This window comes from Saccharothrix sp. DSM 118769 (assembly GCF_052936295.1).
Window position 1 is genome coordinate 5,520,738 of sequence record NZ_CP193627.1, and the last position, 12,770, is coordinate 5,533,507.

Here is a 12,770-nt window from a genome sequence, read left to right on the forward strand (position 1 = left end):
ATCGTGCCCAGCCCGCAGATGCTCCTGGCCATCCAGATCGCCAACGGCTACGGCTCACAGCCCGGGTCGTGGCGCATGCCCGGGGTCGACCCGTCCAGCTACACCGACATGGACGTCTTCGCGCGGCACGCGCAGGCGGCCGAGCGCGGCAAGATCCAGCTGGTCTTCCTCGCCGACACCCCGGCGCTCGAGAACGACATCGAGCGCGCGGTCCCGAACCACTCCATCGACCCGCTCGTCGTCCTGACGACGATGGCACGGGCCACCCGGCGGATCGGGCTCGTCGCCACCGCCTCGACGACCCTCAACGAGCCGTACACGATCGCCCGCCAGTTCAAGGCCCTCGACGTGGCCAGCCACGGCCGCGCCGGTTGGAACGCGGTCCCGACCTCCAACCAGGCCGCGGCCGCCAACTACGGCATCGCGCTTCCTCCCCGCGCCGAGAAGTACGAGCGCCTCCACGAGGTCGTCCAGATCGTCCAGGCGCTGTGGGGGAGCTGGGCGGAGGACGCCTGGGTGCGCGACGTCGCCGGACGGCAGTTCGCCGACACGAGCCGGATCCAGCCGATCAACCTGCGGGGGCGCCACGTCGCTTCGCGCGGGCCGCTGCCCATCCCGCCGTCGGAGCAGGGGCAGCCCGTGGTCTTCCAGGCCGGCGGCGGCGGGAACGGCCTGGAGGTGGCCGCTCGCTACGCCGGCGGCGTCTACGCCAACCCGTTCAGCATCGAGGAGGGCCGGGCTCAGCGGACGGCGCTCCGGGCGGCCGCCGAGAGCGTCGGCCGCGACCCCGACGAGGTGAAGCTGTTCGCGGGCTTCATGCCCAGCGTGGCACCCTCCCGGCGGGCCGCCCTGGACCGTCGCCGGCAGCTGGACGAGGTCATCGACCTCCACCAGCGGGTGGGCTACCTCGGCGCGATGCTCGGCCTGCGCCTGACGCCCGACCAGCTCGACGAGCCCCTGACCCCGCAGCAGCTGGCCGCCGCGCGGCCCAGCCCGGGCGACCCGCGCTCACCCCACGCGCTCGCGGTCGCCCGCGAGGGCTGGTCGCTGCGCGACGTGCTCGCCCACGGCGTCATCGACTACCACCCGGTCGTGCCCGGCACCGCCGCCGACGTCGCCGACCACATGCAGGAGTGGTTCGAGGCCGGCGCGTGCGACGGCTTCTCGCTTGCCGTCGACGTCTACGCCGACGGCATCGACGCCTTCGTCGACCAGGTCGTCCCGCTGCTGCAGGAGCGGGGCTTGTTCCACCGCGACTACGAGGGCACCACCCTCCGCGATCACCTCGGCGCCCCCGCCCAGTACGGACTCGACCCGCGCCTCGCCGGAGCGGCGCGCACGTCGAACTGACCCGACCTCCACCCACCCCCGGACGGAGAGCACATCCCATGTCCATCCAGAACGCTCCGGCACCGGGCCTCATCGCCCCCGACACCCCCGACACCCCCGCACCGCAGACGACCGCCGGCGACCGGCTCCCCCCGGGGAGCGCCCTGATCATCGGGCTGCTCATGGCCTCGACGTTCACGGTCCTGCTCAACGAGATGATGCTGGGCGTCGCGCTGCCCACCCTGATCGTCGACCTCGGCATCACCCCGACGACCGGTCAGTGGCTCACCACCGGCTACCTGCTGACCCTGGCGGTGCTCATCCCCGCCACCGGCTTCGTGATGCGGCGCTTCCACCTGCGCACGATCTTCCTGGGCACGATGTCGCTGTTCGCCGTCGGCACGGCGATCGCCGCCCTCGCGCCGGGCTTCGGCGTCCTGTTCGCCGGTCGGATCATCCAGGCCGCCGGTACCGCGGTCGTCCTGCCGCTGTTGATGACCACCGCCATGCGGCTGGTCCCCGCTGCCCGGCGCGGCGCCGTGATGGCGATCGTCACGGCGGTGCCCGCCGTGGCGCCGGCGGTCGGCCCCGCGCTGTCCGGTGTCGTGCTGTCGGCCTTCAGCTGGCGCTGGCTGTTCATCCTCATGCTGCCGATCGCCGCCCTCGCCCTGGTGCTCGGGGGGCTGAAGCTCCGCAACACCACCACGCCCGAGCCGGTGACCCTGGACGTGCTCTCCCTGGTGCTGTCCGCGGTCGGGTTCGGCGCGCTGGTCTACGGGCTGGCGTCGATCGGTGAGTCGGTGTCGGGCCACGCGCCAGTCGCCCCGTACGTGCCGATCCTGGTCGGCGTGGCCGGCGTCGCGGCTTTCGTCCTGCGCCAGGTCGTTCTGCAGCGGTCGGGCAACGCCCTGCTGGACATGCGGGTCTTCCGGTCCCGGACGTTCACGCTCTCGCTGCTGGTGATGCTCGTGATCGCGATGGTCGGCTTCGGCAGCCTGATCGTGCTGCCGCTGGTCCTGACCGACGTTCTCGGCCTGAGCACGCTGTCCCTGGGCCTGTTCCTGGTGCCGGGCGGTGCGGCCATCTCCCTCGTCTCGGCGCTGGGTGGGCGGGTGTACGACCGCGTCGGCCCCCGACCGCTGGCGATCCCCGGCGCGCTCGTGTGGACGGCATCGCTGTGGTTCCTCAGCACCGTGGACGAGGACACCGCGGTCGGGACGGCGCTGGCGGCGTACCTCGTCATGTCGGCGTCGCAGGCCCTGATGTGGGCACCGATGACGACGACGGCGCTGGCGGGCCTGCGTGCCGATCTCTACCCGCACGGCACCGCGGCCTTCACCACGATCCAGCAGCTCGCCGGCGCCGCGGGCGGGGCGGTGCTCATCTCCGCCTACACCATCGGCTCCGACGCCGCGGACGCCGGCGCGCTCGCCCAGGCCGAGTCCGCCGGACAGGCCGCCTTCGTGACCGCAGCGGTCATCGGCCTCGGCGCGGTCGTCGGCACCCTCTTCGTCGGCCGGCCACCGGCGCCTGCCGAGGCGACCGCTCCCGCTCCCGACCACACCTGACCACCACACAGAAGGAGCAGCACCATGCAGATCGGCATCCTCGGCGTCGGCAACATCGGCGCCACCCTGACCCAGCGCCTCAGCGCGGCCGGACACGAGGTGAAGGTGGCCAACTCCCGCGGCCCGGAGACCATCCCGGCCGAGGTGACCGCCTCCGGCGGGCGGGCGGTCGAGGCCTCCGACGTCGTCACCGACGTCGAGGCCCTTGTCGTGTCCGTCCCGCTCATCCGGATTCCGGACATCCGGCCGCTCATCGACGGCCTCCCGGCCGGCGCCGTCCTGCTGGACACGTCGAACTACTACCCGTTCCGCGACGGCCGCATCACCGCCCTCGACGAGGGACGGGTCGAAAGCCTGTGGGTCGCAGAGCAGCTCGGCCGCCCCGTCGTCAAGGCGTGGAACGCCATCCTCTCGGGCTCGTTCGCCACCAAGCACGCGGCTGCCGGCACCCCCGGTCGGATCGCGATCCCGGTCGCCGCGGATGCGGAGGCCGACCGGGCGCTGGGCACGGCACTGGTCGAGGACACCGGCTTCGACGGCTTCGACGCCGGCAGCCTGGCGGACTCGTGGCGCCAGCAGCCCGGCGCGCCGGCCTACTGCACCGACCTCCCGCGCGACGAGCTGTCCGCCGCACTGGCGGCAGCCGTTCCCGGCCGCGCGCCGAAGCGGCGGGACCTGGCCATGACCGTGATCTCCGAACTCATGGCCGACGACCCGACCGGCCGGGGGAACGACTTCCTCCTGCAGGTCGCCCGGTTGATCTACCCCTGAACCGCTCCGAACCGCGTCACCGCCGCGCTCGGCCACCACCCGCACCCGATCATGATCCCCGATTCATCCCGACGACCCATCACCGAGTTACGTGACAGCTCTCGGCCGCGGATGTCGTTCTCCAGGGCATGCGGGGATTCATGGGTGGTACGGCGTAGTCGCTTGTCGGTGAGCAGGCCGAACCACCGCCCGACCTGGTTGAGCCAGGAGGAGTAGGTGGGGGTGAAGTGCAGGTGGAAGCACGCTCTGCCTGCCTCGAACCCGCCGAGCAGTTGCGCTTGCGACGAGCGTAAGGCGGTCTGGACGCGGCGTGCGGAACGTCGTTGTGTCAAGGTTCGAGGCCGCGATGAACCGGATGAAAACGCGGGCAGTGATCTGTAACGTCGCAGCTCAAAAAGTGGTCTTCCCCGCGCGAGGTCTGTCGAACGAGTGGCTCTGTTCCGTATTCGGCGGTGACGCCGAGTACCCGTCAGGGCAGGAGGACGCGGTGGCGGAGGAGGTCGAAGCCGGCGCGTCCGCGCACCTGTCTCATGATCCTTTTGGTGCGGGTGTCAACGCCTTCGGTACGGCCGTTGTGATGGGGCAGCGTGAGGGCGGCGTCCACAGCGGACCGGTCGATCTCGAGACCGTTGGTGAGACTGCTCAGGTGCGGTGGTTCGGCACGGCCCTGGTCGAGGTAGCGGACCAGCAGGTTGGCACTGCCGGTGTAGCCCTATTCCCGAATCTCCGCGAGCAGGTGGGTGACCGGAATCGCGGGATCGGCGGCGCGGCGGGCCATGGGCGAGGTCGAGCGTGTGCAGCCTGGCGGTGACGGTGCGCACCTGCTCCACATCGGTGGCGCCGACGTGCTCGGGCACCGGCGTCGACGCAGGCGTCACGGCCAGGAAGTCCAGCTCCGCAGGTGTGAGCGCCGGGCCCACCACCAGCTTGCTGACCAGACCGAGAAACCCGTGCCGTTGCATGAAGCCGTTCCTCCGCACCGTGCGAACCAGATGACGAGGCACGCGCGACCGCGTCGTCGCTGTACGCCAAACCCGTGTAACCCCTCCGATGGCGCGCACCGCCCGCGACCTCACGCTCCTGCTCGACGTGACGGCCGGGCGGTACGCGCTGACGCTCGGCGTGGCGCACGACTTGGCACTGCCGCCCGCCCGCCACGAGCGGCTCCGCGACTTCCGGGTCCTGGTCCTCGGCGCCCGCGTCGAACGGCGCAGTCCGCTGCTGCCCGATCCGACCGAGGCCGCGACGCTCTACAGGCAGTTGCTGATCTCGGGCTCCGTTGCGCGTTTCCCGCGCGACCGGATGGAGGCGAACAACCGCCGCGAGCTCCACCGCCACGGCCGGCGGCAGCTCTTCGCCGAGTTCGACGTCGTGGTATGCCCGATCACCCCTGCTTCGAGCAGCTCGTCCGGGCCGGCCTGACCACCACGCCCGGCCTGCCCGCCACCGCCGTCCCCGCGGGCCGGTCCCCCGCGGGCCGGTCCTCTGCGGACCTGCCGGTCGGAGCACAGCTCATCGGTCCGGTGTTCGGGAACCACACCCCGCTGCGGCCGGCCGAACCGCTCGCGCGCAGGAGGTCGGCGGCTTCCGAGCACCCGGGTGAGCCGTACCGGCCGGTTGGCCGCGACAGGCGTTGGCGGGGATCAGCCCCGGCGGGACGAACCGGCGGTGGCGGCTTCACCGGCCGCCGGGCGGGCGGGCGTGGGGCGGTCCAGCCAGGCCAGGGCGGCGAGCGCGCCGAGCAGGGCGAGCAGGGCGCAGAGGAGCGTGCCCGCGTTCATGGCGTGGGTGAAGGCTTCGTCGGAGGCGTGGACGAGCTCGGCCGCGGCATCGGGCGGGAGGGTGTCGGCCGCGGCGTGGGCGGCGGTCAGGTCGTCGGTCGCGCTCGCGGGTGCCGCGGGCAGTGAGCCGAGCAGCTCGGCGCGGTAGGCGGCGGAGACGACCGTGCCGATGACCGCGATGCCGAGCACACCGCCGAGCTCGCGGGCGACGCTGTTCATGGCGGAGGCCATCGGTGCCCTCTCACGGGGTACTGCCGCCATGCTCGCGGTGCTGGCCGGGGCCATGACGAGGCCCATGCCCGCGCCGATGACGGCCATGCCGAGGGCGAGCGCGGAGAAGGACGTCGTGGTGGTCGCGAAAGACATGCACCCCAGGCCGGCGGCCATGGTGGCCAGTCCCCCGGCGACCGTGCACCTGGTGCCCAGGCGGGTGACGACGCGGTCACTCGTACCGGCGGCCAGGGCCATCGCCGCGGCGAACGGCAAGGCCCCCGATCCGGCCTTGAGCGGGCTGAAGGCGTGCACCAGCTGCAGGTACTGGGTGTAGGCGAACAGCAGGCCGAACAACGCGAAGGAGGTGACGGCGAGCAGGGCGCCGGCGACGGTGAAGGTGCGGCGGGTGAACATGCGCAGGTCGACCACCGGGTGCGCGGTGCGCAACTCCCACCACACGAACGCGGCCAGGAGCACGACCGCGGTCCCGGCCTCGGCCAGTGACGCCCCTGTGAGCCACCCGCGTTCGGGGCCTCGCACGATCACGTCGACGAGCGCGGCGAGACCCGCCGCGCAGAGCAGCGGGCCGAGCACGTCGAAGCGGCCGGTGCGCCGTCCGGGCAGGGAGGGGATGAGCGCCAGGGTGGCGGCGAGCACGGCGGCGACCAGGGGGACGTTGGCGTAGAAGACGCTGCCCCAGGAGAGGTGTTCGAGCAGCAGGCCGCCGGCGACGGGACCCAGGACGATGCCGATGCCCGCGGACGCGGACCACACGGCGATGGCCCGGCCCCGTTCCCGGGGACCGAACAGCGCGACGATGATCGAGAGGGTGGCCGGCATCACGAACGCCGCGCCCACGCCCATCACCGCGCGCCAGGCGATGAGCTGGCCGGCGGAGTCGGCCGTGGCGGCGGCCGCCGATCCGGCGGCCAGCACGACCAGGCCGCCGACCAGGGCTCGCCGCAGGCCGAAGCGGGCTCCCAGGCCGCCCGCGGGGATCAGCAGCGAGGCGAAGACGAGCGTGTAGGCGTTGTTGATCCACTGCAGGTCGGCGGTGGAGGCCCCCAGGGCGTCGGCGAGCACGGGCAGGGCGGTGTTGAGCACCGTGTTGTCGAGGGTGGTGACCACCAGCGCCGCGCAGAGCACGGCCAGGGCGGACCAACGTCGCGGGTGTCCCGCTCCCGGGTCGATCGTGGTGTCCACACGCATGTCCACACTGTCCTAACGATTGTAAACTTACAGCTGTTAGCCGTCTTGGGGCGAGACGCTACGACAGTCGGCTAACACCTGTAAAGTCAGGGTCGTGACGAAGGCACCCGCGGCACGCGACGACTCCCCGGGCCAGGGAGGACCGGTCTCCCGCCCGCGCAACCGCAGGGGCGAGGGCCTCCGGCTGCGCGAGGACATCGTCCGGGCCGCGACCGCGCTGATCGTGCGCGCCGGCACCGACCAGGCCCTCACCCTGCGCTCCGTGGCGCGCGAGGTCGGCATCTCGACGCCGTCGATCTACGCCCACTTCAGCGACCGGGAGGCCATCGTGGAGGCGGTGGTCCTCGAAGCGATCGCCCAGCTGCACGGGGACGTCAAAGCAGCCGTCACCGCCCACGGCGACCCGGTCGAAGGGCTGCTCGCCGGCTGTGCCGCCTACGTCGACTTCGGCACCCGCGAACCCGCCCGCTACCGCGTGCTCTTCGACCGACCCCACCTCAAGCCCGAAAACGCCCGCGCCGAAGACCCCGGGCTCGCCGCCTTCCACGTCCTCGTCGACAACCTCGAAGCCTGCGTGCGCAGCGGACGCTCGACCAGCACCGACCCGTTCGGCGACGCGGTCGCGCTGTGGACCGCCCTGCACGGGCGGGTCCTGCTCCGCGCGAGCCTGCCGGACTTCCCCTGGCCGCCGTCCGACACGCTGGAGCGCACGGTCTTCTCCCTCGGGCGCATCACCCCGTCGCCGTAACCGTCCCCCGTCAGGTGGCGAAGCCGGGTGGCGAGGCCCGGCAGGTCACGCCGAACCGGATCGAGTGGCCGGCCGGATCGGGTCGACGAGCCAGGTCCGGCGAGTCGACCACGGCGAGGCCGCGCGACCGCGCGGTGCGACGGCCGGGCGGGCGGCGGCAAGGAGGTCCGAGGCCGCGAGCGCCACACCGGCGTGAACACCACAAAGGTGGTGGAGCGGACTTCGGAGTGGATCACGGGCCACCGCCGCCGTGTCCGCGAACGACTCCGACACCGCCACGAGGCCACGGTCCGCTGGTCCAGGTGCCACCCCGCTCGATCAACGCCACCAGGGCTCAGCAGGCGCCCGCTCGTCCCCCGGAGGGCGTCGCCATCCGGGGGACGAAGACCGGAAGCGGCTTGGGACCGAACCGGTCGGCCGGTCGCCGAGAGCGCGCGAGTACGAACAGCCGATGCCACCCGGGTCGCCTGGCTTCACCCGCAAACGCCGGTGACGACGGCATGATGACCCCATGCGGTCGCCCGGTCCCCGAGTTCGCACGAGGATCGTCCTGGTGCTGGGCGTCGTGTCTTTCTGCGCGCTCCTGGTCTGGATCACCCTGCGGGTCGCCGCCGGCGACGTCGACTCGAACGACAAGCTGGCCGGCGTCGTCAGCATGTACGTGGCGATGGTCGGCCTGCCCGTGGCGGCTGTCGCGCTCGCCCTGACCGCGCGGCAGGGCACGAGAGCCGGCCCGATCGGTGAACTGGACGAGTGGCTCGACGGGATGGCGGACGTGCTGGCAACGTCGGTGCGCGGCCAGTTGGAGGCTGAGGAGCGCATCCGCCAAGTGCACGATCCCTTCCCGCTTCCCGTGCGGTGGACCAACGCCGACGAGCGCCTGACCGACCACTGGGAGAACGTCCACGGCTCGCCCGACCGGCCCGAGCCGGTCCGCCTCGACGGGCACGGTGACCGGATCGTCGAGGTGTTCGACGCCGTGCCGTCCCGGCGGCTCGTGGTGCTCGGTGAGGCGGGCGCGGGCAAGACGGTCCTGGCCTCGCGCTTCGTGCTCGTCCGACTGGCGCGGCGACGACGCGCGGCCGACGGACCGGTGCCCGTGGTCTTCTCGCTGGGGTCTTGGGACCCCACCACCGTCCCGTTGCGGACCTGGCTGGTGGAGCAGTTGCTCACCGACCACCCGGTGCTTGCCGCCAGGGACGGCTCCGGGACCACGGCCGCCGCGTCACTGCTGGCCACCGGCCGTGTCATGCCGGTGCTGGACGGCTTCGACGAGATCAGCGAGCACCTGCGCGCCCACGCGATCACCGCCGTCAACGCCGGGCTGGGCCGGCACGACCCACTGCTGCTCACCAGCCGTGATGGGGAGTACGCCCGCGCGGTGGGGACCGGTGACGTGCTGACCGCCGCCGCGGTGGTCGAGTTGGCCAGCTTGGACGTCGAGGACCTGGCGCGTTACCTGCCGCTGAGCACCCGCAAGTCCGGGAAGGGCGAGTTCCGCACCAAGTGGGACCCGGTGCTGGAGCGGTTGCGGGACCACAGGGGCGACCCGGCGGGTGAGGCGCTGCTGCGGACCTTGGGCAACCCGCTGATGGTCGCGCTGGCCAGGTCCGCGTACTCCGACACCACGGCGGACCCCCTTCTGCTGCTGGGATTCCGACCCTCGACGCCCGGTGTGGACGCCTACCGGCGGGTGGTCGAGGACCACCTGTTCGTCGAGTTCTTCCCCGCCGCCTACTCCCGCGGCACGCCTGGGGACGACGAGACCCGCTCCTCGCGGTTGGGCGACGTCCAGCGTTGGCTGCACTTCCTGGCCCGACACCTCGACGACCTCGGGACCCGCGACTTCGCCTGGTGGCAACTGGTGTCCGCAGTGCCGGCCGCGGTGCGGGCGCTCGCGGCGGCACTGGTGATCTCGGCGTCCGGCTTCGCGTGCATCGGGGCGCTGGGATGGCTGGGTGACTGGGAACCAGGGGCGCGTCGCCTCTGGTGGCTGTGCGGACTGAGCTTCACCGCGGTGAGCGCCCTGGCTGCGGCTCTGATCATCGGACCGGGTCGCGGACCGCGGGTGCCGCCCGCCCCTTCCCGTCTGCGGCTGCGGTTCCCGCGGTCGGTCGACGATGTGCTCGCCTCCTTCGCCGACGGGCTCCAGGGCTGTCGAGCGGTGATCTGGCTGGCTGTTTTCACGGTCGGAGGGGTGATTTTCGGCCTCGCCGGGACGGTGTTCCTCGGACTCGACGGCGGTGTGGTCGTCGGGGTGATCGCCGCCGTCGTGATCGGCGTCGCGATCCGGTTCCTCATCGGGTTCGTCCGGACCCTGAGTGTCCCGGTCGACCCCGCGAGGACCGTCAACCCACCCGGTCTGTTGCGCATCGACCGCCGGACCGCGGTGTCACACGGGGTGCTGGTCGGCGCCGGGAGCGCACTCGTGATCGGGCTCGGCTTCCTGTCAACGATCGGCGTGCTGTACGGCTTGGTCTCCGGCGCGGCCGGGTGGATCGCGTTCGCCTTGGCGAGCGTGGTCGGCGCGTCGGCTGTCTGGATCTTCTTCTTCACCGTGTGGGGCCCGTGGGTGCTGGCCCGGACCTGGTTGCCGCTGCGCGGCCGGTTGCCCTGGCGGGTGATGACCTTCCTGGCGGACGCGCACGCCCGGGGCGTGCTGCGCCAGGTGGGCGGCGTCTACCAGTTCCGCCACGCGCGCCTGCAGGACCACTTGGCGGGTACCACGCGGTAAGCCGCCCATCGCCCCTGTCGGCCTCCGTTGCCCAGTCGGGCCGCTGGTCATGCGGCATGTCGGTACTCGTTGACGAGTGAGCGGTTCGCCCGGGGCGAGAAGTCCGCGATGGTCGCCGCGGAGTTGCGGGCGGGTGTGCGGCAGGTGGAGAAGTGGCACCGGACCTGGCGCGAGGGCGGCCTGGACGCGTTGCGCCCGGCGGGGCCGATGTCGGACGGTTGTTCCGCCGCCTGGTCTCCAACGAGGCGAAGCGGCGGGACGCACGCCCGAGGTCTTCTCCACGCGTGCAGGGATGCCCCTGATAGCACGCCCGCTTGTCCCGTCACGTGTCGCGGGGATCAGGTCGGGAACTCGCCGCTGTGGATCGCCTCCCGCACGCCGTTCCTGTTCAGCCGCGCCTCCGCGTCGGCGATCGAGTCGGGTTGGAAGCACCCGAGGCCGCCGGGAAAGGTGCACAAGCTCAACACCGGCACGTACACCGACCAGTGCGCGGGCTGGTCCGCGCACGACACACTGGTGCCGCCGAACCCCCAGGGGCTGGTACCCGGGAACTCCTGGGAGACCCACACGAAGACGGTGGCGGTACCGGTGGTGGTGGAGCAGGTGGCGGTGCCGTCGACCCACACCGCGTTCGCCGCGTCGGGGAAGGTCTCGACCGAGAGGCCGGTGATCGTGGTGCCGGCCGCCGCGACCGCTGGCGCGGCCGGCACCAGCGACCACGCCACCGCCGCCAACACCGTCACGAACAACGCGGCACGGGATCTGGTTCTCATGACGGCACCTCCGGTAGTGGGTCGGGCCACGGTAACGAGGCCGCCCCACCCACCACAGGCGTCGGAAGGGTGACGGCGGTGCGCGCAACACCGCGACCACCGGATCGCTGCTCGCCCAGGCGCTGGCCGACCGCGAGGGACGGCCGGTGGACCTGCGGCTGCGGGTCGTCGCCGCGGCGGCCACCGCTGGTCGGTTCCCGGCGCGGTGCTGGCATCGGGGTGCGAAGCGGTGGCCCTTGCCGGGTTCGGTGAGCAGGTGGCGAGGCCGGGAGGGAACGGGGTCGAGCTTGCGCCGCGGCCAGGCCAGGTGGACACGCGGGTAGTGGGTCTCGGTGGTGCAGTGCTCGCCCCGGGCCTGACGCAGCAACCGCTTCCGGGGGGCGAGCTCGCCGTCGCTGCGGGCGAGGACTTCCGGCACGCCCCACTCGGTGGGAGTCGGGTGCACCTCGACGTTCTCGCGGTACATCCTCCCCACGGCCAGGTCGACGATGAACGACGCGGTGCGGACGACCGGTTCGCGCGTGTCGTGCACAGTCGCGCGCCGCAGCGCGGCACGCAGGCGCGCGAGCAGCCCGTCCATGCCGAACGGCCTGGTCGTGCAGTCGTCGGCACCGGCGTCCAGGACCCGGACCTTGCCGGCGGAGTCCGGGCGGGCGGACAGCACGACGATCGGCACGGTGCTCCACCCGCGCAGACCGGCAATGACGTCAACGCCGTGGCCCCGTCGTGCTCACCACCTACCTCGACCACGACGGGACCGTGCCCGACGACGACCCGAACCTGCACCCGACCACGTGATCCCAAAAAACCACCGGCAGGCCGCGTCCACCGGCACGTCCTACGTTGATCCGGTGGGAGTCGTACCCGACCTCCAGGCGCGTGGCAGGCGCACGAGTGCCGCGGCCAGACCCAGGACCACGGCAACGGAGAACATGGTCGGCACCACCCACACGGCACCCGGTGCGGCCGTCGCAGCACCGACTGTCGCCCCCGCGACGACACCGAGCACCGCGCACACCACGGCCCGGCGAATCCAGCCGGCTCTCCCGCCCCGCACCCGTCGCCACAGGACGCCCCCGCCGGCGACGGCGACGATCGCGGCACCCCCCACCGCGAGCAGTCGGAACCACGCCTCGGAGGCCGTGCCGAACACGACCCGGGCCTCCACGACCGCCCCGTCCTCCCCGGTGAGCGCCACGACACCGGAATCGAACAAGGTCACCGACAACTCGTCGCCGACGCCGACGACACCCAACCGCTCCACATTCGATACGCCCAGGAAGGCGTCCACCTGGCCGTCCTGGGCATACCCGGTGTTCGCAGCAGCGCCGGTGATCTTCAACGTGATCGTGCCGTGGGCGTCGCCCCGGTCGTCGAAACGCGACACGACCCAGCCTCGTACCGTCACCAGGCAGTCCGACGCGGGAGCCTGCTCGGGGCACGGCTGCGCCGTGGTGAGGTTCCACATGCGTGCCACCGGCCCGCCCCACAAGGCCGCCCCGACCACCGTCAAGGCCAACACGACCACAACACCCAGAGCCGCCCGCACGTAACCCACGCTACACAGTTGATCTTGCCGAACCACGGCGATCGACCGACGCATCGGCACCGGAACCAAGGAAACACCCGGACCCCGCGTGCCCC

General features: G+C 72.3%; 8 protein-coding genes and 5 pseudogenes. 7 read left to right on the forward strand and 6 right to left on the reverse strand.

The features are described 5' to 3' along the window. Nucleotides 1-3 precede the first annotated feature (3 nt). The 3 genes from ACRAKJ_RS23635 to ACRAKJ_RS23645 are packed head-to-tail and all read left to right on the forward strand — an operon-like array spanning nucleotide 4 to nucleotide 3,668. The gene (locus ACRAKJ_RS23635; protein WP_438922643.1) at nucleotides 4-1,350 is read left to right on the forward strand and encodes an NtaA/DmoA family FMN-dependent monooxygenase; all 1,347 of its coding nucleotides are present in this window, start codon (nucleotides 4-6) and stop codon (nucleotides 1,348-1,350) included. A 38-nt stretch (nucleotides 1,351-1,388) separates the two neighbouring features. Then, entirely contained in the window at nucleotides 1,389-2,897 is a 1,509-nt protein-coding gene (locus ACRAKJ_RS23640; protein WP_438922642.1) for a DHA2 family efflux MFS transporter permease subunit, read from the forward strand. 24 nt (nucleotides 2,898-2,921) lie between these two features. Continuing rightward, nucleotides 2,922-3,668: an NAD(P)-binding domain-containing protein gene (locus ACRAKJ_RS23645; RefSeq protein WP_438922641.1), complete on the forward strand. Its 747-nt coding sequence runs from the start codon at nucleotides 2,922-2,924 to the stop codon at nucleotides 3,666-3,668. A 122-nt stretch (nucleotides 3,669-3,790) separates the two neighbouring features. Here ACRAKJ_RS23645 and ACRAKJ_RS23650 read toward each other — a convergent pair. Both ACRAKJ_RS23650 and ACRAKJ_RS23655 read right to left on the reverse strand, forming a co-directional pair. Then, nucleotides 3,791-3,907, reverse strand: a pseudogene (locus ACRAKJ_RS23650) (IS630 family transposase); the annotation flags it as partial. A 230-nt stretch (nucleotides 3,908-4,137) separates the two neighbouring features. Further along, nucleotides 4,138-4,440 (reverse strand): annotated as a pseudogene (locus ACRAKJ_RS23655) (hypothetical protein); the annotation flags it as partial. 266 nt (nucleotides 4,441-4,706) lie between these two features. Between ACRAKJ_RS23655 and ACRAKJ_RS23660 the strand changes: the two are divergent. After that, nucleotides 4,707-5,271 (forward strand): annotated as a pseudogene (locus tag ACRAKJ_RS23660) (amidase); the annotation flags it as partial. A 40-nt stretch (nucleotides 5,272-5,311) separates the two neighbouring features. Here ACRAKJ_RS23660 and ACRAKJ_RS23665 read toward each other — a convergent pair. Next, nucleotides 5,312-6,871, reverse strand: coding sequence for a DHA2 family efflux MFS transporter permease subunit (locus ACRAKJ_RS23665; protein ID WP_438922640.1), 1,560 nt, complete (start codon nucleotides 6,869-6,871; stop codon nucleotides 5,312-5,314). A gap of 94 nt (nucleotides 6,872-6,965) precedes the next feature. Between ACRAKJ_RS23665 and ACRAKJ_RS23670 the strand changes: the two genes are divergently transcribed. The 3 genes and pseudogenes from ACRAKJ_RS23670 to ACRAKJ_RS23680 form a co-directional block, all read left to right on the forward strand. Then, complete coding sequence (locus tag ACRAKJ_RS23670) at nucleotides 6,966-7,619, forward strand: WHG domain-containing protein (protein ID WP_438922639.1); 654 nt, start codon at nucleotides 6,966-6,968, stop codon at nucleotides 7,617-7,619. Between the two features lie 511 nt (nucleotides 7,620-8,130). Continuing rightward, nucleotides 8,131-10,353, forward strand: a complete 2,223-nt coding sequence (locus ACRAKJ_RS23675; protein WP_438922638.1) for an NACHT domain-containing protein — start codon at nucleotides 8,131-8,133, stop codon at nucleotides 10,351-10,353. Nucleotides 10,354-10,431: 78 nt separating this feature from the next. Beyond that, nucleotides 10,432-10,566, forward strand: a pseudogene (locus tag ACRAKJ_RS23680) (helix-turn-helix domain-containing protein); the annotation flags it as partial. A gap of 125 nt (nucleotides 10,567-10,691) precedes the next feature. Here ACRAKJ_RS23680 and ACRAKJ_RS23685 read toward each other — a convergent pair. The 3 genes and pseudogenes from ACRAKJ_RS23685 to ACRAKJ_RS23695 all read right to left on the reverse strand — a co-directional run bounded on the left by ACRAKJ_RS23685 (nucleotide 10,692) and on the right by ACRAKJ_RS23695 (nucleotide 12,684). Then, nucleotides 10,692-11,126 (reverse strand): hypothetical protein, encoded by a 435-nt coding sequence (locus tag ACRAKJ_RS23685; RefSeq protein WP_438922645.1) that lies wholly within the window; start codon nucleotides 11,124-11,126, stop codon nucleotides 10,692-10,694. A gap of 223 nt (nucleotides 11,127-11,349) precedes the next feature. Beyond that, nucleotides 11,350-11,841: pseudogene (locus tag ACRAKJ_RS23690) on the reverse strand (winged helix-turn-helix domain-containing protein); the annotation flags it as partial. A 123-nt stretch (nucleotides 11,842-11,964) separates the two neighbouring features. Then, nucleotides 11,965-12,684, reverse strand: a complete 720-nt coding sequence (locus ACRAKJ_RS23695; protein ID WP_438922637.1) for a hypothetical protein — start codon at nucleotides 12,682-12,684, stop codon at nucleotides 11,965-11,967. Nucleotides 12,685-12,770: the final 86 nt, after the last annotated feature.

Excerpts from the sequence above, each read along its gene's own strand:
- ACRAKJ_RS23640 (WP_438922642.1), top strand. The coding sequence starts at position 1,389 with ATGTCCATCCAGAACGCTCCGGCACCGGGCCTCATCGCCCCCGACACC.
- ACRAKJ_RS23645 (WP_438922641.1), top strand. The coding sequence starts at position 2,922 with ATGCAGATCGGCATCCTCGGCGTCGGCAACATCGGCGCCACCCTGACC.
- ACRAKJ_RS23665 (WP_438922640.1), bottom strand. The coding sequence starts at position 6,871 with ATGCGTGTGGACACCACGATCGACCCGGGAGCGGGACACCCGCGACGT.
- ACRAKJ_RS23675 (WP_438922638.1), top strand. The coding sequence starts at position 8,131 with ATGCGGTCGCCCGGTCCCCGAGTTCGCACGAGGATCGTCCTGGTGCTG.
- ACRAKJ_RS23685 (WP_438922645.1), bottom strand. The coding sequence starts at position 11,126 with ATGAGAACCAGATCCCGTGCCGCGTTGTTCGTGACGGTGTTGGCGGCG.